Source organism: Salipiger thiooxidans, assembly GCF_900102075.1.
In the GTDB taxonomy this organism is placed as follows: domain Bacteria; phylum Pseudomonadota; class Alphaproteobacteria; order Rhodobacterales; family Rhodobacteraceae; genus Salipiger; species Salipiger thiooxidans.
In genome coordinates, this window is sequence record NZ_FNAV01000019.1 from 13,561 (window position 1) to 32,604 (window position 19,044).

The 19,044-nt window shown below is 61.4% G+C and carries 23 protein-coding genes; 11 read left to right on the forward strand and 12 right to left on the reverse strand.

Annotated features, from left to right (window positions below; all coding sequences use genetic code 11):
• Positions 1 to 25 precede the first annotated feature (25 nt).
• Genes BLQ77_RS22985 through BLQ77_RS22995 form a run of 3 tightly spaced genes read left to right on the forward strand, consistent with a single transcriptional unit; the run spans position 26 to position 2,681 of the window.
• Entirely contained in the window at positions 26 to 1,240 is a 1,215-nt protein-coding gene (locus BLQ77_RS22985; RefSeq protein ID WP_242661827.1) for a multicopper oxidase family protein, read from the forward strand.
• Positions 1,241 to 1,257: 17 nt separating this feature from the next.
• Positions 1,258 to 2,187: a WD40/YVTN/BNR-like repeat-containing protein gene (locus BLQ77_RS22990; protein ID WP_242661828.1), complete on the forward strand. Its 930-nt coding sequence runs from the start codon at positions 1,258 to 1,260 to the stop codon at positions 2,185 to 2,187.
• On the forward strand, positions 2,187 to 2,681 hold the full coding sequence (locus tag BLQ77_RS22995; protein WP_089963110.1) for a DUF411 domain-containing protein: 495 nt from the start codon (positions 2,187 to 2,189) through the stop codon (positions 2,679 to 2,681). Before BLQ77_RS22990 ends, BLQ77_RS22995 begins: the two co-directional genes overlap by 1 nt.
• Positions 2,682 to 2,756: 75 nt before the next feature.
• Here the strand turns inward: BLQ77_RS22995 and BLQ77_RS23000 are convergent.
• A protein-coding gene (locus tag BLQ77_RS23000; RefSeq protein ID WP_375360194.1) for an IS5 family transposase occupies positions 2,757 to 3,511 on the reverse strand; the annotation gives its coding sequence in 2 pieces (ribosomal slippage) (positions 2,757 to 3,175 and positions 3,175 to 3,511; 756 coding nt in all).
• 79 nt (positions 3,512 to 3,590) lie between these two features.
• Between BLQ77_RS23000 and BLQ77_RS23005 the strand changes: the two genes are divergently transcribed.
• The gene (locus BLQ77_RS23005) at positions 3,591 to 4,043 is read left to right on the forward strand and encodes a c-type cytochrome (protein ID WP_089963206.1); all 453 of its coding nucleotides are present in this window, start codon (positions 3,591 to 3,593) and stop codon (positions 4,041 to 4,043) included.
• Positions 4,044 to 4,334: 291 nt separating this feature from the next.
• Positions 4,335 to 4,997 (forward strand): L,D-transpeptidase, encoded by a 663-nt coding sequence (locus BLQ77_RS23010; RefSeq protein ID WP_089963112.1) that lies wholly within the window; start codon positions 4,335 to 4,337, stop codon positions 4,995 to 4,997.
• 25 nt (positions 4,998 to 5,022) lie between these two features.
• Here BLQ77_RS23010 and BLQ77_RS23015 read toward each other — a convergent pair whose 3' ends face one another.
• Entirely contained in the window at positions 5,023 to 5,307 is a 285-nt protein-coding gene (locus tag BLQ77_RS23015; protein WP_089963114.1) for a hypothetical protein, read from the reverse strand.
• Positions 5,308 to 5,489: 182 nt separating this feature from the next.
• Here BLQ77_RS23015 and BLQ77_RS23020 point away from each other — a divergent pair, with 182 nt between their 5' ends.
• Together BLQ77_RS23020 and BLQ77_RS23025 are read left to right on the forward strand one after the other, a co-directional pair.
• A complete protein-coding gene (locus BLQ77_RS23020) occupies positions 5,490 to 7,844 on the forward strand; it encodes a heavy metal translocating P-type ATPase (protein WP_089963115.1) in 2,355 nt (784 codons plus the stop codon).
• Between the two features lie 63 nt (positions 7,845 to 7,907).
• The gene (locus BLQ77_RS23025) at positions 7,908 to 8,420 is read left to right on the forward strand and encodes a L,D-transpeptidase family protein (protein WP_089963117.1); all 513 of its coding nucleotides are present in this window, start codon (positions 7,908 to 7,910) and stop codon (positions 8,418 to 8,420) included.
• On the opposite strand, the gene lnt is transcribed toward BLQ77_RS23025, so the two are convergent.
• From lnt to BLQ77_RS23075, 10 genes are read right to left on the reverse strand one after another with little or no spacing between them, the layout of a single operon-like run.
• A complete protein-coding gene (lnt, locus tag BLQ77_RS23030) occupies positions 8,401 to 10,008 on the reverse strand; it encodes an apolipoprotein N-acyltransferase (RefSeq protein WP_110476938.1) in 1,608 nt (535 codons plus the stop codon). The genes BLQ77_RS23025 and lnt overlap by 20 nt on opposite strands.
• Entirely contained in the window at positions 9,975 to 10,433 is a 459-nt protein-coding gene (gene lspA / locus BLQ77_RS23035) for a signal peptidase II (protein WP_089963118.1), read from the reverse strand. The genes lnt and lspA overlap by 34 nt, the downstream gene beginning before the upstream one ends.
• 25 nt (positions 10,434 to 10,458) lie before the next feature.
• The gene (locus BLQ77_RS23040) at positions 10,459 to 11,241 is read right to left on the reverse strand and encodes a ZIP family metal transporter (protein ID WP_089963119.1); all 783 of its coding nucleotides are present in this window, start codon (positions 11,239 to 11,241) and stop codon (positions 10,459 to 10,461) included.
• Positions 11,242 to 11,253: 12 nt separating this feature from the next.
• A complete protein-coding gene (locus tag BLQ77_RS23045; protein ID WP_089963121.1) occupies positions 11,254 to 11,709 on the reverse strand; it encodes a DUF411 domain-containing protein in 456 nt (151 codons plus the stop codon).
• Positions 11,710 to 11,712: 3 nt separating this feature from the next.
• Positions 11,713 to 13,086, reverse strand: a complete 1,374-nt coding sequence (locus BLQ77_RS23050) for a M23 family metallopeptidase (RefSeq protein ID WP_089963123.1) — start codon at positions 13,084 to 13,086, stop codon at positions 11,713 to 11,715.
• Positions 13,083 to 13,709 (reverse strand): SCO family protein, encoded by a 627-nt coding sequence (locus BLQ77_RS23055; protein WP_089963124.1) that lies wholly within the window; start codon positions 13,707 to 13,709, stop codon positions 13,083 to 13,085. Before BLQ77_RS23055 ends, BLQ77_RS23050 begins: the two co-directional genes overlap by 4 nt.
• The gene (locus BLQ77_RS23060; RefSeq protein WP_089963126.1) at positions 13,709 to 14,176 is read right to left on the reverse strand and encodes a copper chaperone PCu(A)C; all 468 of its coding nucleotides are present in this window, start codon (positions 14,174 to 14,176) and stop codon (positions 13,709 to 13,711) included. The genes BLQ77_RS23055 and BLQ77_RS23060 overlap by 1 nt, the downstream gene beginning before the upstream one ends.
• Before the next feature lie 23 nt (positions 14,177 to 14,199).
• Positions 14,200 to 14,859: a DsbA family protein gene (locus BLQ77_RS23065; RefSeq protein WP_089963127.1), complete on the reverse strand. Its 660-nt coding sequence runs from the start codon at positions 14,857 to 14,859 to the stop codon at positions 14,200 to 14,202.
• Positions 14,856 to 15,278, reverse strand: coding sequence for a disulfide bond formation protein B (locus BLQ77_RS23070; RefSeq protein ID WP_089963129.1), 423 nt, complete (start codon positions 15,276 to 15,278; stop codon positions 14,856 to 14,858). The genes BLQ77_RS23065 and BLQ77_RS23070 overlap by 4 nt, the downstream gene beginning before the upstream one ends.
• Before the next feature lie 5 nt (positions 15,279 to 15,283).
• On the reverse strand, positions 15,284 to 15,886 hold the full coding sequence (locus BLQ77_RS23075) for an SCO family protein (protein WP_242661830.1): 603 nt from the start codon (positions 15,884 to 15,886) through the stop codon (positions 15,284 to 15,286).
• Between the two features lie 171 nt (positions 15,887 to 16,057).
• On the opposite strand from BLQ77_RS23075, the gene BLQ77_RS23080 reads away from it, so the two are divergent.
• The 4 genes from BLQ77_RS23080 to BLQ77_RS23095 all read left to right on the forward strand — a co-directional run bounded on the left by BLQ77_RS23080 (position 16,058) and on the right by BLQ77_RS23095 (position 18,966).
• Complete coding sequence (locus BLQ77_RS23080) at positions 16,058 to 16,474, forward strand: MerR family transcriptional regulator (protein WP_089963132.1); 417 nt, start codon at positions 16,058 to 16,060, stop codon at positions 16,472 to 16,474.
• 115 nt (positions 16,475 to 16,589) lie between these two features.
• A complete protein-coding gene (locus BLQ77_RS23085; protein WP_089963134.1) occupies positions 16,590 to 17,168 on the forward strand; it encodes a cation efflux transmembrane domain-containing protein in 579 nt (192 codons plus the stop codon).
• Positions 17,169 to 17,264: 96 nt separating this feature from the next.
• Positions 17,265 to 18,020, forward strand: a complete 756-nt coding sequence (locus tag BLQ77_RS23090) for a transglutaminase-like domain-containing protein (RefSeq protein ID WP_089963135.1) — start codon at positions 17,265 to 17,267, stop codon at positions 18,018 to 18,020.
• Positions 18,010 to 18,966: a cation diffusion facilitator family transporter gene (locus BLQ77_RS23095; protein ID WP_089963137.1), complete on the forward strand. Its 957-nt coding sequence runs from the start codon at positions 18,010 to 18,012 to the stop codon at positions 18,964 to 18,966. Before BLQ77_RS23090 ends, BLQ77_RS23095 begins: the two co-directional genes overlap by 11 nt.
• Positions 18,967 to 19,044: the final 78 nt, after the last annotated feature.

Genomic DNA, 19,044 nt, shown 5'->3' on the forward strand with positions numbered 1-19,044 from the left:
CCGCGGTTAATCACATCGCGCAAAGGTGCGCGAGAAACAGGGGCCCCATGACAGCCGTATCTCACAATTAAGGGCAAAAATTGTCGCCAAACGCGTCGCGTCTCAGATTAAAGGGCAACGCGACAACGGGGTTCCACACCTGACGCAGGAGCCGGTCGCACCCGGAGAAACCTTCACCTACGAGTTCGACGCGATCGATGCCGGGACCTTCTGGTATCACCCCCACCAGCGCAGTTTCGAGCAGGTCGGACGTGGGCTGGCCGGACCGCTCATCATCGACGAATCCAACCCGCCGCGGGTCGACCGCGATGTCACCTGGCTGCTTGACGACTGGCGGCTGACGCAGGACGCGGCGATTGCGGATGACTTCGGCGCAGCCATGGACATGAGCCATGCGGGCCGTCTGGGCAATACTGTCACGATAAATGGGCGTGTTCCCGATGTCTTCGTGGTGCGGCAAGGCGAACGTATCCGGTTGCGGCTGATCAATGCCGCCAACGCCCGCATCTTCGCGCTCGACTTCGGCGACCTTTCCGCGCGCATCATTGCGCTCGACGGCCAGCCGATCACTCCGCACGCCGCGCCTGACGGTGTCGTGGTTCTGGGCCCGGCGATGCGTGCGGACATCATGCTCGATTGCCCTGCCGACCCCGGAACCATCGTTCAAATTATCGACCGCGCCTATCGTGACAATGAATTCAACCTGCTGGATGTCGTCTTTGACGATACGCCCCTGCGTGCCACGCCGCCTGATTGGGAGATTGCCCTTCCAGCCAATCCGCTGATCGAACCTGATCTGAACGCAGCCCGTCGTCACGAAATCCTGTTCACCGGGGGCATGATGGGAGCAATGGTCGAGCGCCAGATGGGCCTGAGCCAGTCCGGGAGCATGATGGGTGGCGTTGTGGGTGGCGGCATGTGGTTCGTCAATGGCGTCGCGGCCGAAGGGCACATGCTCGATCCCTTCCTGACATTGGAGCGCGACGCGAGCCATGTCCTCCAGATGACGAACGCCACGGCGTTCGACCATCCGATCCACCTGCACGGCCACTCCTTCCGCGTCATCAGCCGCGATGGCGTGCCGACCGAATTCCGTGAATGGCAGGACACCGAGCTGATCGCGCCGCGCGAGCAGCTCGAAATCGCCCTGGTCGCCGACAATCCCGGAGACTGGATGTTCCATTGCCACATCCTCGAGCACCAGGCGGCCGGGATGATGGGCGTGATCCGCGTCGCATGAGCAGGGGAGCATGCAGATTGAAGTCGATTGAGATTGGATGTCGGCCAAACCGGCGCAAGGTACTCATCGCGGCACTCAGTATCGGCGTCGCTTCGATGTTGCCGGGGTTCGCACTCGCGGCGAGCGATGGTGATCCAGCGGCTCTTGCCTTTGATGGCGATACCATCCTGCTGGCGAGAGGAGGGCTGTTCGTCAGTGATAATGGCGGCCGGACTTGGACCGCGACAGAAACACCGGGGAACGTGCTGTCGCTGGCGACCCATCGCGACCGGCCCGGCCGTGTGGTTGCGGGGCTCGCCGTGGGCGGTGTCAGCATTTCCGAAGATGGGGGCGCTTCGTGGCGCGTCAGCGACGCTGGGCTGCCTGACGGAGAGATCAATGCCGTCGTCATCGCCTCGCGGAACCCGGACATGATCTATATCTCGGTTCGCGGAGACGGATTGTGGAAGAGCGAGGACGCCGGTGCAACCTGGTCGCTCGCCATGGACCGCCCCTGGCTCGACGACGCAGAGCGCGATCTTCTTGCTCTGGCTTCGGTCGAGCTTGAAACCGGCATGGGCGGTATCTGGATCTATGCGGGCACCGAGGTTGGCCTAACGCGGGTGCCCGATTGCTTTTGTCGCTGGCAGGACGTGCAGCCAGGCAACGCGATGGACGCATTGGTTGCGGGTGAAGCCCCACCCTCCGAAGCGCCATTGCCAGGCGGTCAACCGATCCTGTCGCTGGCCAGTGCCCCCTCGGCGCCGGAAGTGATGTATGCCGCTCTGCGTTCGGGCCTCTGGGCATCGCAGGACGGCGGAGTCATCTGGCAACAGCGGGCCAGCAAAGCTGCGACCGCTGTTGCGGTTCATCAAAGAGAAGAGACCTACATCGCTGCCCTGTTGGGCGGCATCTTGAAAATCAGCCGTGACGGCGGCGCAACCTGGATCGAAACAGGAGAACAATGATGGAGAAAATGATGCGGAGAAGAAACGCGCTTGGTCTGATTGGTAGCGGCATTGTCGGAATGGTGGGCCTGTCCACATCGGCCTGGGCGCAAGCGACAGGCGATATGGCGTCCGATCTGGCGGGCAGCGAAAGGCAGATCACCATCTGGCGCGATCCGGGCTGCGGCTGCTGTGATACCTATGGGGATTATCTCGAAGAACACGGCTTTACCGTTACGCGTGTGGATGACCGCGACTTCGACAAACGCTCGGTCGAAGTCGGTGTGCCCGCCCAGGGCATCGGCTGCCACTTGGCCGAGATCGACGGCTACTATGTCAGCGGTCTCGTCCCCGTCGACATCATCGAGCGGCTGCTGGAAACCCGTCCGGCGATAACGGGTATCACCTTGCCGGGAATGCCCGCGAACGCGCCGGGCATGGCTGCGGTCAAGTCGGGCACGCTAAGGACCTACGCCTTTGGCCCGGAAGGAATCTCAATCTATGCCGATGAATAAGGGGCCGAAAAACCGACTGGCGAAGGGTACGGTCAGGCGGTCAGTGCACCTCGCTGCCCTAGGGTTCAGACTCAATCAGGTCCACCATATGACGATGGCGGCGAGTGCGATTGCGGATTCGAAGTTGATGGCGAGCTTGTCGTAGCGTGTGGCGATGCGCCTCCAGTCCTTGAGGCGGCAGAAGGCGCGCTCGATGAGATTTCTGTCGCGGTAGGCTTCGGTGTCGTAGGGGATGGGGGCCTTGCGCGATCTGGTCGAGGGGATGACAGCCTCTGTTTGGGTCGCCGCGAGACGGTCACGCAGGCTGTTGGCGTCGTAGCCCTTGTCGGCCAGAAGCCGGGCTGGCGCGGGGCATTTGTCCAGAAGCGCGGGGGCTTCAGATATGTCGGCGTGGTTTCCGGGGCTGAGCGTGAATGCCACGGCCCGCCCGCAACCGTCTGTCAGGGCGTGGATTTTGGTGGTTGGCCCCCCACGCGAGCGCCCGATGGCCTGAACTTTCGCCCCCCTTTTCCGCCATGGGCGGAGCGGTGGGCGCGCACGGCGGTGCTGTCGATGCTCAATTCGTCCGGCAGTTCCGCCTGCGCCGCAAGGGTCGCGAAGATGCGTCCCCAGAGGCCGCGATGGCTCCATCGGTTGAAGCGGTTGTAGATCGTCGTCGACGGGCCATAGGCGGCCGGGCAATCCTCCCAGCGGCAGCCGATCCGCAGCACATGAATGATACCGCTGATAACGCGGCGATCATCCACCCGCCGAGCGCCAGGTTGGTTCTTGGGCAAAAGCGGCTCGATCGCCGCCCAGGCCCGATCCGAAAGCCAAAATCCCACCGTCATGCCCAACTCCCTTGTGACCAACACGAAGTGAATCAGGCGGATGACTGTAAATCAATACGTTGATTGGGTTTGGAGCCTAGTGTCCACGCTCGCGACCACTGGCCTCGTGGTGCTGGCCCAATCGGAACCGGTGGACCCGCATGTCGAGGGACTGACGTTTTTGGGAGAGCCCGTGCTTGCAGCCGAGGTCACGGCAGGGCAACGGCTTTATGCGGACAACTGCGCCAGTTGCCATGGTGCGAACCTTGAAGGCCAGCCCGATTGGCGTCGTCGTCTTGACACCGGAAGAATGCCGGCCCCGCCGCATGATGACACAGGCCACACTTGGCACCATTCAGACCGCATGCTTTTTCAGATCACTAAAGGCGGGGTCGGTGCCGTCGTGCCGGGATACGAGAGCGACATGCCGGCCTTCGGAGAGGATCTGACAGACGCAGAGATCGAGGCGATCCTCGTCTACATCAAGAGCACCTGGCCTGAGCGACAAAGTGCGTTCCAAGCCGAAGTTTCAGCCAATGACACGGGTGGGTGAAGATCGACAGGGTGTCAGGATAGTATCTTTCGACGAAAGCCGATCCACCGGGGGACCAATTCGACATATCTGTCCTACTCCGCCCCCAGACTCCCGCTTTACCAGGCTAATTCGGACCTGACCTAGTTGGCCGTTAACCCGACCGCAAGGCAAGCATGTGCTACCAGGGTCGCGTGCATGCGTTCACGAAAATATGCCCTTGAACCTCTAGCCACTAGAAGGCCTATCTATTCAACGAGAACACATACCGTTCTTGCCATCAATCGCCGGCGGGAACCGAAAGGGTACGAAATGCTGACAAGACGACACTTCATTCAGACAACAACGGCGCTATTTTCGGTGACCGGTCCCGGCATGGCTTTTGCCGACAGTTGGCCCACCGAGGCTCAGAAGGCTGAATGGGACGCACAGGTGACGCCGCAGAATTATGTCCCCGAGACCTCCAACCCATGGGGATTGCACCCGCGGTTCCTACCGCAACGTGTAGTCGCGAACGACGGTCTCGTGCCGGGAGATATCCATGTCGATGCGGTCGCGCGATATCTCTACCACATTGAAGAGGGTGGAACCGCGATGCGCTACGGCGTGGCGATCGCGCGAGGGAACCTCTATGAGCCGGGTGTCTATACCATCAAGCGCAAGGTCAGGTGGCCGCACTGGACGCCAACACAAAACATGATCGAACGCGATCCCGTGAACGCACAATGGGCCGATGGAATGGAACCAGGGCCTGAAAACGCTCTCGGATCACGGGCCCTCTATCTCTACGTCGGGGATCGCGACACCTATCTCCGGATCCACGGCACACCCTACCCCAGAAGCATCGGTGGCCGCGCAAGTTCGGGCTGCGTACGGATGGTCATGGCGCATATCAATAACCTTTACCCGAACGTCGAAACCGGCTCTACGGCCTATCTTTACTCGGCAGAGGACAGCGTCACTGCCCGCAGCTAAGCCAAGCAGCGGTCGGCAAACGTAATTAAGTTTCGCGAGGGGTGCAGATACGATTGCCGTTCGCCGTGCGCAGCGGCAGCAAGGTCGTCTCGACGGGGCCGCTGTGTTCGTACCAATAGCAGCCGTCTTCCGGCACCAAGCGCGCGGTTGCAACATCCTGATCCGGGCCAGCCATCGCAATCACGGCTTCGGGAACGCTGTCCCGCTGGTCTGCCGCGTCGCCCGGTCCAGTCGGCTGGATTGCGCACCCGGCCGTAAGCGACAACGCCACTGCGACCATCATTTTTTGCTTCAGCATCAAAACCCGCATCAAGCTTCCTTTCGTGACTGTTTTTTTTTGCAGCGGCTGTTCATGCTTAAAGGCGTGATAGAGCCGTTCACCGCATCCTCTAGCAATAAAACAAACTGAAATACCACTGTATTTTGCCCTTGAAGCTCTAGCTACTGTAGGGGCTATGTCATGGTAAAGCACCCGAATCCAGAGGTCCGTTCATGCCGTCCGACACCCACCGTCACGATCACGATCACGCCGAAGATGCCCAGACAAGCGGCGGCAGCTGCTGCGGGAGCGCCGGAACGTGCGGCGACATCGTTCCAACGACGCCCGCGCCAGCGGGCGGGCGCAGTTTTCAGGTGTCCGGCCTCGATTGCGCCGAGGAGGTAGCAATCCTGAACAAGGTGGTCGGCCCGAAGATCGGCGGGGCCGAGCATCTCGCGTTCGACGTGATCAATGGACGGATGACTATTCTCGACAGCGCCAAGAGTGTATCGGACGGCGAAATTGCAGAACTGGTCGCAAGCACCGGCATGACCGCCAAGCCCTGGGATGCCGAAAACGCGTCGGTCGACCAGGCGGCCCATCTTGCACGCCAGCGGCTGTTTACGTCGCTCAGTGGCGGCTTCTGGGCCGCGGGATTTCTGTGGCACATCATCGAGACCGGCATGGGGGGGGCACTCGGCCTCTTCGCAGGGCACGGCGAAGCGCCGATGCCACTGGTCGAGGCAGGGCTATTCGCGGTTGCGATCCTGTTCGGTGTCTGGCTCGTGGCACCCAAGGCATGGTCGTCTGCACGGAGGCTGTCGCCCGACATGAACCTGCTGATGGTCGTCGCAGTCGCGGGTGCAATTGGCCTCGGCGAATTTTTCGAGGCGGCGACGGTCGCGTTCTTCTTCTCGCTCTCGCTTTTCCTCGAAAGCTGGAGCGTCGGGCGTGCGAGGAATGCGGTTTCAGCTCTGCTCGACCTGGCGCCGCCGACGGCAAGAGTTCTTAATGATGACGGCTCAGAAGCGGACGTTCCGGCTTCTGCGGTTGCTATCAACGCACGTTTCGTCGTGCGCGGCGGAGACCGCATCCCATTGGATGGTGAGGTTGTCGATGGGGCAGGGGCCGTCGATCAGGCGCCAATCACCGGAGAGAGTGCGCTGGTCCCAAAGGAACGGGGCGACGAAGTCTATGCCGGTACGATCAACGGCGAAGGCACACTGACGGTGCGCGCCACGAAGGCCGCCTCGGATACCGTGTTGGCCAAGATCATCCGCATGGTCGGTGACGCCCATGCCCGCCGCGCGCCGGTGGAGCAGTGGGTGGCGAAGTTCGCCCGCATCTACACGCCTATCGTCATGGCTCTCGCCATTGCAATTGCCCTGCTGCCGCCGCTCATTTTCGGTGGGGCCTGGGATTATTGGTTCTACAATGCACTCGTGCTGCTGGTGATCGCCTGCCCGTGTGCTCTGGTCATCTCGACCCCTGTCTCCATCGTCGCCGCACTCACCGCCTCAGCGCGGGCTGGGGTGCTGATCAAGGGCGGTGCATATGTTGAGGCACCGGGCAAGACCACTGCACTGGCCATGGACAAGACCGGCACGATCACCATGGGCGAGCCGGAGGTGGCGGCGGTGCATCCGCTGGGCAAAGCATCGGCGCAAGATCTGATGACCCTCGCCGCTGGGCTGGAGGCACGTTCCTCGCATCCCTTGGCGCGCGCCATTCTCGCGCGGGCAGAAGCCGACGGCATCAATGTGTCCGCCGCGCAAGATACCCGAACCGTTCCAGGTAGGGGACTTGAAGGACGCACAGACGGCCGGTCGATCTGGCTAGGGTCCGACCGGTTTGCCGAGGAGAAGGGTTTCGGCGACGCCATTCCGAAGGATCTGCGCGACCGCATCGAAGGGGCCGGCAGCACCCTTGTTGCCGTGGGCGACGACACCGGCGTCACCGGCATCCTGGAATTGCGCGACCGTATCCGCCCCGACGCCAAGGGCATCGTGGCACAGCTCCACGCGCAAGGCGTGAAGACCATCGTCATGCTGACGGGCGACAACGAGCGGACAGCGCGCGCCGTTGCCGCCGAGGTCGGCATCGACGAGGTCCGCGCCGAGCTTCTGCCCGAAGACAAGGTGACTGCCATCGAAGAACTGGTCGAAACGCATGACATGGTGGCCATGATCGGCGACGGGGTGAACGACGCCCCCGCCATGGCACGTGCGCATTACGCCATCGCGATGGGTGCTGTTGGTTCGGACGCGGCAATCGAGACGGCTGATATTGCCCTGATGACCGACGACCTCGGGAAGGTGCCTTGGCTGATCGGTCATTCGCGCCGGACAATGTCGATTATCCATCAGAACATCGGTATTTCCTTGGCGACCAAGGGCGTTTTCGTTGTCGCTACCGCTTTCGGAGTGGCATCGATGTGGGGCGCTATTGCAGCCGATGTAGGAGTGTCATTGCTGGTGGTGGCCAACGCCTTGCGCCTGCTGAACAGCCAAGTGGCCAAGGCGCCGCCGTCCGGCGGTGAACAGGTTGGTCCACAGATGGCAAAGGCCGCGCTGGCCCACGGACATTGATCACGCAGCATTTGCAAGGTAACGTAATGTCCATATCAGACCTCACGAAAGAGGCATCGAGCAGTGAAAACCATCCGATTTCCCCGCCGCGCCGTCCTGTTGGGCGGGTTGGCAGCGTTCTTGTCCGGCTGTGCCAGCAAGTTCCGCAGCTATGGCGGACCCGAGGTGACCCGTGTTCGGCTTTACAAAGGACAGCGCCTGCTTGTTCTCGACGGAGCCGATCGCGTATTGCAAACCTATTCGGTCGGACTGGGTTTCGCTCCTGAGGGTCACAAGCAATTCGAGGGAGACGGCCGGACCCCAGAGGGCGCCTACGTAGTCGATAAGCGCAACCCCGACAGTACGTATCATCTTTCGGTTGGAATCTCCTATCCGAATGAGGCCGACATCGCCTATGCTGAAGCGCAGGGCCTTTCCCCCGGCGGCAACATCTTCATCCATGGTGGTCCACGCCCAGGCATCGACCCAAGGGACGTCCGCGACTGGACAGCTGGCTGCATCGCGGTCACAGATCGGCAGATCGAGGACATTTATGCAATGGTGAAGGACGGAACACCTATCCACATCTTTGCATGAAGGTCTTTCTCATGCGGCGGTATCGAGCCGTCGCATTTGCCGCCATTGCCCAGCTCCACGAAGCCAAGATGAGCGCCAACAGCATCCAGTCCCCGAAGCTCGCGTAGAGTGTCGGCGGCCGCGCGGAGGGCAGGCTAGCGTTGATGATTCCCGTTTCGCCGGTATCGAGCCGCGCAACGATCTCTCCGTTCGCGTCGATGACCGCGGAGATGCCCGTATTCGCGGCTCGGATGACAGGAAGGCCTTCCTCTACGGCGCGCATCCGTGCGGAAGCCAGATGCTGCTCGGGTCCGATGCTGGTGCCGAACCAGGCATCGTTTGTCGCGTTAAAAATCCAGTCGGGTCGGAACAGGTCGTCGACCACATGGCCTGGGAAGATGATCTCATAGCAGATCGCCAGGGCGACCAGCGGCACACCCGGAAGCGCAAGCGTTCGTGGGCCCGGTCCGGGCGTAAAGTCGCCCAGCCCCGCCGTGAGCCGCTCGATCGGCAACCAGCCGCGGAATGGCACATATTCGCCGAAGGGTACGAGATGGTGTTTCGCGTATCCGGTCAGGATCTCGCCGGTCTCGTCAAATGCCTGAACCGTGTTGAAATATCGGGTGCCATCCTCGCTCGGTACACGGTCCGGCACTCCGGTGAGCAGCACGCTGCCTTCCGGTAGCGCAGTGGCAATCCGGGCCCGCGCCTTCTTATCCTCATCGAGGAAACCCGGAAAGGCGGTTTCCGGCCAGAGAAGAACGTCGAAATTGCCGGGGCGGGAAGAAAGTTCGAGATAGCGCGCGAAGGTCGCCTCGCGGTTCTCGGGCGCCCATTTCTCCTCTTGTGGAATGTTGCCCTGGACGATGCGCAGGTCGACACCGGGTGGCTGTTGTGCATCCGACTGGAGGCGCAGCGTGCCGACAGCCCACATCGTCGCGATTCCGGCCAGCGCCATGAGCGAAACGGTCAATCGTTGCCGCCCGGACGCCATAGCAGCCGCGCCAGGGAGTACCGCGACGAACACGGTGAGAAAGCTTAGCCCATAGCTTCCGACCCAGGCGGCGGTCTGGCGAAGGGCGGCGTAGTCTACAAGTGCGTAACCGGCCAGATTCCAGGGAAACCCTGTCAGAACGTGACCACGCAACCACTCGGCTACGGTCCAGAAGGTCGCGAACAGGAGGCAGGCCAGGAAACTGCCCAGGGCTCCGCGCCGCGCGATTTCCGCGAAGAGCACAGCGGCAATGGCCGGGAAAATCGCGAGACCTGCGGACAATCCCGCGACGGCCGGAATCGCCATCGCCCCGAACCGCTCGGCCTCGACGTAGAAACTCTCCGCGATCCATGAAATCCCGAAACCGAATTGGCCGAGTCCGAACGCCCAGCCGACGAGAAAAGCACGCCCGAAGGAGAGACCGCGAAGACCGACAAACAACGCGGAATAGACAACGGGAACGAGTAGGAGAATCGAAAAGGGCGGGAAAGTCAGAACCGTCAGCGCCCCGGCGGCGAAACCAAGCGTCACCCGCGAAAGCAGACGTTTGCGCAGAGCGATGCGGTTCAGAACTTCCGGCTTCACGACTTGATCGGACGCCGCTCGCTGATCCATGGCGCAGCGAGCAAGAGCCCTACGCCACTGACCACAAACACATCGGCCATGTTGAAGGCAGGCCAATGTGTTGTGCCAATGTAGAAATCGAGAAAGTCTGTTACAGCCCGATACCGCACACGATCAACGACGTTGCCCAGGGCTCCGCCAATGATCGCGCCATAGGCAAGCGTTTCGACCGCATTTTCGGCGCGAAACAACATAACCTCCAGCCAAACACAGATGGCAAGAGCGAGAACAGTGAGGCTCCACCAAGGCGCGCCGCCCAGCATCCCGAAAGTCACGCCGTCATTACGATAAATGACGAGATTGAATCCCGGAAACACGGGGATCCCGGTGCTAAAAGTGGCGGCATTCGCAATGACAATGGCTTTGGTGATCTGATCGATCGCGAACGCAGAAAGCGCCGCGAAGACGCCGATCATCGGAGTTACTCTTAGTGACATTGCTTCACCCCAACCAGACATCGAGAAACAGCATCAGAACGAGCCCGACTGCCAGGCCGAGCGTTGCCCTGTTCTGATGGCCGCTGCGATGCGTTTCGGGGATAATCTCGTGGCTGATGACGTAGAGCATTGCGCCCGCGGCAAAGGCCAGTCCCCATGGAAGCAGCGGTTCCGAAAGTGTGATGATGCCGGCCCCGAGCAAACCGCCAATCGGCTCGACCATGCCCGTTAGTGCCGCGATGCCCCAGGCGCGCAGCTTCGGATATCCCTCGCCCAGCAGAGATACAGCGACGGCCAATCCTTCGGGCGCATTCTGAAGCCCGATGCCGACAGCAAGCGGCAGACCGCCCTCCATACCTCCGGATCCGAAGCCGACCCCGACCGCGAGGCCTTCGGGGAAGTTGTGAATCGTGATCGCGATGATGAACAGCCAGACCCGCCGCAAAGACGCCGCTTCGGGCCCTTCGCGTCCTGTCTTGAAATGCTCGTGCGGCAGCTTTTCGTTCATCAGGGCGACAGCCGCCATGCCCAGAAGGATCGAGACGCATACGATGGCCGCAGGCATCGCGCCGTTTTCGAACATTGGCTCTGCCGCATCCAATGCCGGGATGATCAGCGAAAAGAACGAGGCTGACAGCATGACACCGGCAGCGAAGCCGAGCGACAGATCGCGCGTGGCCCGAGACGGGATGCGCCCGAACAGCACGGGAGCTGCTCCGACTGCCGTGAGCGAACCGGCGGCGAGACTTCCGAGAAAACCGAGCACTATCGGAGACAGATTTTCCATGGGCGGGCCAGATTATCCTTCGGCGTAGCTCGAAAAGACTTCCGTCGACCCGTCCTTGCGGATGAGGAAGACATCATAGGCCTCGCGGTCGTCTTCTGGCCCCATGCCGGGCGAGCCATAGGGCATCCCAGGCACGGCGAGACCGACTGCGTCCGGGCGTTCCTCGAGCAGGCGGCGGATGTCAGCGGCCGGGACATGGCCTTCGATCACGTAGCCATCAATGAGCGCGGTGTGGCAGGAGACCATGCGCTGCGGCACGCCGTTGTCGAGCTTGAAGCGAACCAGCGACCCACCGAACATGTTCTCGCCCGTCGGCGCAAACCCGTTTTCTTCGAGATGGTTCATCCAAGACAGGCAGCAGCCGCATCCGTTCGTCTTGCGGACGTCGATCGCCGTTTCCTCTGCGAGGACCTGGGCCGCTGGTAACAGGGCAAGTGTGATTGCAAGAGCTTGGGTCATGCGTTTCATGGGTCAGAGCCTTTCGGTTGTCGTTTCGGCAATCTCGCTGCCGAGGTTTTGATTCAGAAGCGCGCGCGCCTCGGCCAGACGCGAGAGCGCGGCGGTATCATCCGCTTCGCTCTCGGCTGCTTCGGCGAGCCGGTCGTCAGCGAGGGGGTCAGTCGGGCGCCCATCCACGAGGACTTCGTAGTGCAGGTTCGGACCTGTCGCCGTACCAGTCGCGCCGACGCGGCCGATCACGTCTCCCGCCGCAACGCGTTGGCCTTGTGCCAAGTCTTCCGGCACGGCGCTCAGATGCGCGTAGCGCGTCATGGTGTCGGAGCCGTGCGAGATTTCGACCACGCGACCATATCCGCCGCGCCAGCCGATGAAACTGACCCGCCCCGGTGCCGTCGCTTGAACCGGTGTCCCACGTGCCGCTGCGAAATCGACGCCGGTGTGCATCCGGACGTTGCCAAAGACCGGATGCGTGCGGCGCCCGAACACCGAGCTGAGGCGCGCACCCTCGACCGGCTGTGCGAAGACGCGCAGCACCTCGCCATCGACGTAGATCGTCGCCTGACCGCTGCCGTCGTCCGGCCATACGATCTCGTAAAGCGAACCGCCGATCTCCAGTGCGGCGAAGGCAAGCTCGGGCTGTCCGATCCTGTCCTCGCCGACCCGCGCCTCGCGCCAGAGAAGCCTTAGTGTTTCGCCACCGGCCATCTCGCGGCGGAAATCCACGGTCCCACCCAGCATCTGCGCAAGGTCCACGGAAAAACGGGCGGGTATGCCGGCTTCGTCGAGTGCCGCGAAGATCGAGCTGTCGATCACCGCTTCGCCGGCAAGGGTTACGATCTCCGGATCCGGAGCCACGACCTGTGTGGACAACTGCTCGCCGAAAACCACCTCGATCCGCACTCCGTCCTCGACGGCGAGTGAGACGGTGCGGGGGCTGCCGTCCACGGTCGAAGCGACAGTGACCGAGTGCCCCGGCCGCAGCCGTCGCAGATCGTATTCCGCGCCAAGCGCGAGGGCAACTTCGGCTCTGTCAGGTGCCGCAAGTCCAGCTTCGGACAGCAAGAAATCGAGCGTCTCGCCAGGTGCAATGTCGCGCGACCACATCGACAGCGGTGGCTCGATCGCCCTTACCGGCCTGTCGGCAAACGCGACCTGCAGAAGGGGCAGGGGGCCTAGGTTGGGTGCATCTTCTGCCCATACCGTCACGGGCAGCGTCACGAAGATGTCAACGTTCTGGGGGGCGTCAGGACGCTGGGGCATCCAATTACCTGCCGAGGCAAGTTCCGGCGGCACGGGTTCTTTCGACAGAACATCGGAGATGACGATAGCTGCCCCCGAAACCGTCCCCAAAATTGCGACAACCGCCGCCAAAGTTCTGAGCCTCATGTTGCCCCCTCCATTTCTTCTTCCAGCGCGCGGCGAATTTTCGGCACCGCGAATTCTCTTGGTTCGTGATAGTCGATCATGGTGACGAACCGCCCAGAGGCTGCGAACAGGAAGACGCTCGCGGTGTGGTTCATCGTGTAATCGCCGCTCCCCGTCGGCACCCGCTCGTAGGTGGCGCGGAAGCCGTCCGCGACGCGCGCGATCTGCTCTTCCGGTCCCGTCCAGCCACGGATCGCAGGATGGAAGTAGCCGACATATTCGGCCATCGTTTCGACAGTGTCGCGCTCGGGATCGACCGTGATGAAAACCACGTTCATCTCGTCGGCCTCGTCTCCCAGATCGTCGAGCCATCCCGAAATGTCCGAGAGCGTGGTCGGGCAGACATCGGGACAGTAGGTGAAGCCGAAGAACGCCATCGTCGGGCGACCGATCAGGGTTTCCGGCCCGACCGCGTTGTCTTCATGATCCGTCAGACGGAAATCCATCTCGGTCAGGGCCACAGGCCGCTGCCCGACAGGAGCGGGAGCACCGGGTCCATCGACCTGCCACCAACCGACGAAGAGCATCAGGGCGACCGCCCCGACACCAGCCGCGCCGTACCCCAGGATCGCCCGTCGCCGCATCAGTCCTCTGGCCCCCGCGCGGCGATGCCGAGGATCGGCACCTCGACCGTCACTTCGCCTCCGTCGTCGAAAAGCAGGGTCAGCGGAAAGGTTTCCCCTTCCGTCATCGGTTCTTGCAGCCGCATCAGCATTGCGTGCAGGCCCCCCGGTTCGAGCGCGACGCTCTCGCCCGGGGCGATCGCGATCTCCCCCGCCGGGCTCATGGAACTCACACCTTCGGCATTTGTCTTCGTCTCGTGGATTTCGGGCATCATCGCGAGCGGTGTTGCAAGGCCGATCAGCGTCACTGGCTCGTCGCCAGTGTTGCGGATCGTCATGTAAGCGGCCCCGGGACGGTTCATCCCGATGGAGGCGCGGGACCACGCGTTCACGACGACAACATCCTCGGGTCCGGCCAGCGCGGGCACCGAGAGCCCTCCAAGGGTCAAAAGCGCCGCCAGTGTGCCGGTCAAAGTATGCTTTTTCATCGTTCTGATTCTGCCCTTTCCATTCAGCTTTGCGCGGCAGCGACTTCGGCAGCCACCAATCGCCGCAGTTCTGCCTCTCCGAACGGATCGAGCGGCTTGCCGTTCACGAAGAATGTGGGCGTCTGGCGAATTCCCACGGTCTCGACGTCAGCACGATCCTGGTTCAGGATCGCCACGACATCGGGTGCCAGCATTTGCGTGCGCGCGGCCTCGGCATCGAGTCCGGCCGTGGCGGCGATCTGAAGGATCAGGCCAGGCTCCGGGGCACCGTGCGACGCCCATCTCGGCTGTTCCCGCAGAACGGCCTCGAGCACCGGCACGTAAACGTCCTGCATGCGCGCCGCCTCGAGCACGCGGATGGCTTCCTCGGATGCCGCGCCGTGGAAGGGCGTGTAGCGGATCACGACGCGAACCGCGTCGCCATGTTCCGCCATGATGTCTTTGACGATTGGGTGAAACGCGCGACAGGCCTCGCAAGCCGGGTCGAAAAATTCAACGATCGTGACGGGCGCATCCGCAGGCCCGAGGATGGGCGAGTAGGGGCGGATCATCGCGTCCGCAAGTTCCGGAGCAACAGGCTCGGCTTCGGCCACCGGGCCGGGGCGGTTTGCAAACCAGGTGGCTCCGGCGAAACCGGCGACGCCGAGGGCGAGAACGGACAGGATCAGGCCGCGTCGGTTCATGTTCGTGTGTCCTTCAATGAAAGGGCCGACAGCGCCCCGATCAGCGCGAAGGCGGCGAGCGCCATCAGCGGGATCGGGATGCCGAAGACCAGTTGGTTGTCATCGGTGCAAGAGGGGCCGGTGGCCGTGCAGGGTTGGATGCGTCCGGGAACAAGACCGACGTACAGCCCCATGTGCCAGAGGGCGATTGCGCCGCCGCCAAGCGCCAATGCGATGCCGTAGCGCCCCACGCGGCCGTCCCGCCACCAAAGGCCGAGCCCGAGGACAATGGCCAAGGGAAACATGAAGGCGCGCTGGAACCAGCACAGCACACAGGGCGTCTGCCCCAGCACCTCGCCGATGAAAAGCACGGCAAGCGAGGCGACAAGCGCGATGATCCACGCCAGCCCGAGGGCTGTTTCTCCGGATATGCGGTTCATGTCGATCAGATCCTCTCTTCCAGATCGGCGAGAATCTCTTCGGCCGGGGTGCCGTAGGGCCAGGAGTCGGCAAAGCCCGCGTCGGGATCGAAGAGGAACAGATGCGACGTGTGGCCCATCGTGTAACCATCCGGCGCCGCAGCCTCTTCGACGCGTTCAAAGAAGATCGGAAACGTCTCGGATGTGGCGGCGATTTGTTCCGGCGTGCCCGTCAGCCCGATGATGCCCGCATCGAACAGCGGGACGTATTCGGCGAGTGCGGCGGGCGTGTCCCGTTCGGGGTCGATTGTTATGAAAATCGGCTGGACCTTGGCGGCATCGTCGCCCAGACCGTCCATCACCGCCGCGACCTCTGACAGGGTCGTCGGGCAGACGTCGGGACAGTTGGTGAAGCCGAAAAACACCAGCATCCAGCGCCCCGCAAAGTCCTCCTCGGTTCGAACCATACCCTGGTGGTCCGTTAGTTCGAATTTAGCGAAAAAAGGCGGTTCGGCGTCGGTTCGGGCGCGGTCGGCACGATAGTCGGACCAGAGCAAAAGCCATACGAAGGCAAGCGCTGCCACGCCTGCCAAAACCCAAAGAAACTTCTGTGCCGATGTAAGGGACAATCCTGTTCGCCTGTTTTTGATTCTTATTGCATGTGCGGATACATCCTCTAGCCGCTAGAGGTTCAAGCACGAAATCATGGTATAGCTTGAACTCACGCGTCTGTGAATCCGACACTTGTTTATTCCGACGGCAAAACCTACACAAACTGTATCTTTTTCATGGAGGCTAAAATGCTCACGATCGGTAATCTGTCAAAGAAGACTGGCACAAAAGTGCAGACCATCCGGTACTACGAACAGATCGGACTCATGCCCGAACCTGGCAGAACCGAAGGCGGACAGAGGCGCTACGACAATGCACAGCTCGACCGACTGTCCTTCATCCGCCATTCGCGGCAACTTGGTTTCTCGCTCGATGCGATCCGCGAGCTGCTCGACCTCAGCGACCATCCCAACCGCCCCTGCGACGAGGCAGATGCCATCGCGCGTCGCCAGCTCAAACAGGTGGAGCAGCGCATGGCCCGCCTGAAGGCGCTGCGCACGGAACTGAAACGGATGGTCCACGAGTGCAGCGGCGGGCGGACCGCGGATTGCCGGGTGCTCGAAGTGCTGCGAGACCATTCGGAATGCTTGACCGAGCACGAGTAAATCGGGGCCTGAAGGAATTCAGCCAACATTCCGGCTGGAACGCAAATCAGCCGTGGAAGTTATTGTGTCGTACAACACAGGCTGGAACCACAAAATGGCCGCTAGACAAGATTCAATGGAGAGACGAACACTTTGGATCGTTCTAGCGCTCAATATCGGTTTGGCTGTGGCCTTTTTCGCAACAGGCGCCTTCGGCGACTCAAGTGCCCTGATCGCCAACGGGCTCGATAACCTCTCCGACAGCTTCGTCTACGCGATCAGCCTTTTCGCTTTGTCCCGATCCGACAAATGGAAACGCGGGGCGGCGAACATCTCCGGTGGGCTGCTGATCCTGTTCGCTGCAGGCATCCTCTACGATGCGTGGCGCCGCTACATCGGCGGGTCAGATCCGCTCGGGACGATCATGATCGCCATGGCCCTGATTGCGGCGGCCATCAACGCAGTCTGCGTCTGGCTGCTCGCTAAGCTCAAAAATCCGGACGTCAACATCCGCGCGGCCAACACCTTCAGTTACAACGATTTCGCCGCGAACCTCGGAATCGTCTTGGCTGGCGGCCTCGTCGCCTGGCTGGGAACCAACTGGCCGGACCTCTTCGTCGGCGTGATTGTCGCCGGGATCGCGGCCTGGGGAGGTATCGACATCCTGCGCGACGCACATGGCGAACACCACAAAGCGGTTCACACGGACAAATAGTTGAGGGAGATTCTTTCTGAAGGAAAGGGTTGAAGCTACAGTAACTATAGCAATTAGGCTTGTTGCAAGACGATTCGAGGAGCGACTCCGTTGCAGATGACCGACCCCCAACTTGCACCCACCAAACTACTGGATTTTGATGCCGCGCCTCTTGCGCATCTAATTGAGACCCGCAGCTGGCGCGCCTTATCCGAATACGAACGGATCGGAGCAGTCTATGATTTCGTTCGGAATGAAATTGCGTTCGGATACAATCGAGCTGACGATATCCCCGCATCCGAGGTGCTTTCCGACGGCTACGGGCAGTGCAATACCAAAGGCACGCTCTTGATGGCGCTGCTGCGTGGTATCGGCATTCGTTGCCGGTTGCATGGCTTCACGATCCACAAAGGCTTGCAGCGCGGTGTTGTCCCAGAGTTGGTGTATCCGCTTGCTCCGCGGGAAATTCTCCACTCATGGGTTGAGATCGAATATCAAGGGGCCTGGATCAACCTTGAAGGCTTCATCCTGGATGACGCTTTCTTAAAAGTCCTTCAAACGTCTTTCTCGAACACAGACAGTCTCTGCGGTTATGGCGCGGGCACGGATTGCCTTGGCGCGCCTCCCGTCACCTGGAACGGAGAAGATACCTACATTCAGAAAACCGGCATTGTGCAAGATTTTGGCGTGTACGATTCGCCGGACGCCTTCTATTTGTCCCATGAGCAATCCTTTGGATGGCTGCGTAGCGCCCTTTACCGTCATATCATACGCCACTGGATGAATGCGCGCGTACGTGGTTTCCGCAGCGGCCGCCTGAAGACTGACCGACGCGCGACACACGCGCACGCGGAGCCTGCCAATGCCACATGACCACGGGCACGCGCATATCGATCCGAATTCTGGGGACCGGCGGGTTGCCATCGCCATCTGGGCAAACGGGCTACTTACCGTTGCGCAAGTCGTCGGGGGCATATTCTCGGGCAGTCTGGCACTGATCGCCGATGCGCTGCACAACTTTTCCGATATGGCCTCGCTTGTCATTGCCTTCGCCGCACGCAAGATCGCGCGCCGCCCGGCCGATGAGCGCATGACCTTCGGCTATGGCCGGGTCGAAATCGTCGCGGCCCTGATTAACTACACCACCCTCATCGTGATCGGCTTCTATCTGATCTACGAAGGTGGCATGCGCATGATTGATCCACCCGAAGTCATGGGGTGGACCGTCGTCATTCTCGGTGGAATTGCGCTTGTGGTCGACACGCTGACCGCAATGCTGACCTATTCGATGCAGAAGGGGAGCGTGAACATCCGCGCGCTTTTCCTGCATAACCTGTCGGACGCGCTTGCTTCAGTCGCGGTTATCGTCGGTGGGTCGCTGATCATCCTTTACGACATGCGTTGGGTCGATCCTGCCATCACCATCGGCATCGCCATCTACATCCTGTATCTGTCTTTCACTGAAATAGGCGGCCCAATCCGAACCCTGATGCTCGGGAGCCCGCCGGACATCGACAACGAGGCCGTCGTCGAAGCGATGCGGAAAGTCGAAGGCGTCGCCGACGTCCACCACGTCCATCTCTGGCAAATGCAAGAGCACGAGGCTGCGCTCGACTGCCATGTCGTCGTGGCAGCCGAGGGGTGGTCGAAGATTGAAGAGATCAAGAGCGCGATTAAGAAGCGGCTGAAGGGAGAATTCGGCATCAGCCATTCCAGCCTCGAATTCGAGCACGAGGATCGCGCTCATCAGAACGCCGATCTCTATGGTCACGGTAATTCGAGAGATGGGGAGGAAACTCATACTCACGAAAAAAGCTGACCGAGCATGAGGACATCATTACCTCATTTGCGACGGCAAGTTGACGTCGACCAACGTCAAGTGGACTGATGAACCTTT

Bases quoted from the DNA above. Each gene is read 5' to 3' on its own strand.
- BLQ77_RS22995 (WP_089963110.1), top strand. From the start codon at position 2,187: ATGGAGAAAATGATGCGGAGAAGAAACGCGCTTGGTCTGATTGGTAGC.
- BLQ77_RS23010 (WP_089963112.1), top strand. From the start codon at position 4,335: ATGCTGACAAGACGACACTTCATTCAGACAACAACGGCGCTATTTTCG.
- BLQ77_RS23015 (WP_089963114.1), bottom strand. From the start codon at position 5,307: ATGCGGGTTTTGATGCTGAAGCAAAAAATGATGGTCGCAGTGGCGTTG.
- BLQ77_RS23020 (WP_089963115.1), top strand. From the start codon at position 5,490: ATGCCGTCCGACACCCACCGTCACGATCACGATCACGCCGAAGATGCC.
- lnt (WP_110476938.1), bottom strand. From the start codon at position 10,008: ATGGATCAGCGAGCGGCGTCCGATCAAGTCGTGAAGCCGGAAGTTCTG.
- lspA (WP_089963118.1), bottom strand. From the start codon at position 10,433: ATGATCGGCGTCTTCGCGGCGCTTTCTGCGTTCGCGATCGATCAGATC.
- BLQ77_RS23040 (WP_089963119.1), bottom strand. From the start codon at position 11,241: ATGGAAAATCTGTCTCCGATAGTGCTCGGTTTTCTCGGAAGTCTCGCC.
- BLQ77_RS23045 (WP_089963121.1), bottom strand. From the start codon at position 11,709: ATGAAACGCATGACCCAAGCTCTTGCAATCACACTTGCCCTGTTACCA.
- BLQ77_RS23050 (WP_089963123.1), bottom strand. From the start codon at position 13,086: ATGAGGCTCAGAACTTTGGCGGCGGTTGTCGCAATTTTGGGGACGGTT.
- BLQ77_RS23055 (WP_089963124.1), bottom strand. From the start codon at position 13,709: ATGCGGCGACGGGCGATCCTGGGGTACGGCGCGGCTGGTGTCGGGGCG.
- BLQ77_RS23060 (WP_089963126.1), bottom strand. From the start codon at position 14,176: ATGAAAAAGCATACTTTGACCGGCACACTGGCGGCGCTTTTGACCCTT.
- BLQ77_RS23065 (WP_089963127.1), bottom strand. From the start codon at position 14,859: ATGAACCGACGCGGCCTGATCCTGTCCGTTCTCGCCCTCGGCGTCGCC.
- BLQ77_RS23070 (WP_089963129.1), bottom strand. From the start codon at position 15,278: ATGAACCGCATATCCGGAGAAACAGCCCTCGGGCTGGCGTGGATCATC.
- BLQ77_RS23080 (WP_089963132.1), top strand. From the start codon at position 16,058: ATGCTCACGATCGGTAATCTGTCAAAGAAGACTGGCACAAAAGTGCAG.
- BLQ77_RS23085 (WP_089963134.1), top strand. From the start codon at position 16,590: ATGGAGAGACGAACACTTTGGATCGTTCTAGCGCTCAATATCGGTTTG.
- BLQ77_RS23090 (WP_089963135.1), top strand. From the start codon at position 17,265: ATGACCGACCCCCAACTTGCACCCACCAAACTACTGGATTTTGATGCC.
- BLQ77_RS23095 (WP_089963137.1), top strand. From the start codon at position 18,010: ATGCCACATGACCACGGGCACGCGCATATCGATCCGAATTCTGGGGAC.